Genomic DNA, 960 nt, shown 5'->3' with positions numbered 1-960 from the left:
TATTTGTTGTCTCTTGCCGCGAGCGGGTTGTACCGCCCGATGTTCCGCCTTACATTCCGCCGATAGTATTGACTGCGGAGGATGTGGGCGTGACTGATGCATGGCTGAGGATAAAGACGACAGCAAGCCAAGGGCATGGAGCAGAGAGCGTTCAGTTAAAACGCGATGGTCAAACCATTTTTATTCTCAGCTCTTCGCTCTTAGCTCAAAGCTCCCCGCTCGACACATTAATTTTAGACGAGGGCTTGCTTCCTAAGCAAACATACACTTACAAAGCTTTCCTGCATCAAACCGACACTCCGCCACTCCAATCTCCTGTTGACTCCAGCGCTCCGTTGCTACTCACAACTATGGATACAACTTCACATAACTTTACTTGGGAGATTGATACGCTCGGCGACGGGGCAGGTAGTGTGCTCAGAGATGTTTGCATTATAAACGACACTTGCGTTTGGGCTGTGGGGGAGATTTATAAGAGAGACTCAGCAGGAAATTTTGAAACAGAGCCGTATAATACTGCACGTTGGAATGGAAAGAAATGGGAATTGAAGAGGATACAATTTTATACTTTTTGTGGACCTGGAAGTTTAACTGGACCATATCCTGCTAATGCAGTGTTTGCCTTTGACGATGGAGAGATATGGATTGCATCGCAATCTCAAATTGCAAAATGGAAAAATGGTGTTCAAATATCGATTACTTGTTTGCCTGTTTCAGTAAATAAAATATGGGGTTCAAATAAAAATAACGTTTACACAGCAGGACCTTTGGGTCAAATTGGTTTTTTCAACGGCGTCAGCTGGCGGCGGTTGGAGAGCGGGACGGATGTGAGTATAAATGATATATGGGGCTCGGTAGATGAGAAGACAGGTAAAAGATTAATTCTTTGTGCAGCATCAAATATCTGGGAACCCGGAGAGCGAAAAATTCTTAAGATTAATGAAAATAACACTATTGATA

General features: G+C 44.0%; 1 protein-coding gene. It reads left to right on the top strand.

All coding sequences use genetic code 11. The features are described 5' to 3' along the window. Window positions 1-960: hypothetical protein (locus QME58_14385; protein ID MDI6805000.1), on the top strand; the 960-nt coding region annotated here is incomplete at both ends.

The organism is Bacteroidota bacterium (assembly GCA_030017895.1).
In the GTDB taxonomy this organism is placed as follows: Bacteria; Bacteroidota; Ignavibacteria; order UBA10030; family BY39; genus JASEGV01.
This window is presented reverse-complemented; position numbering and strand designations above follow the sequence as displayed.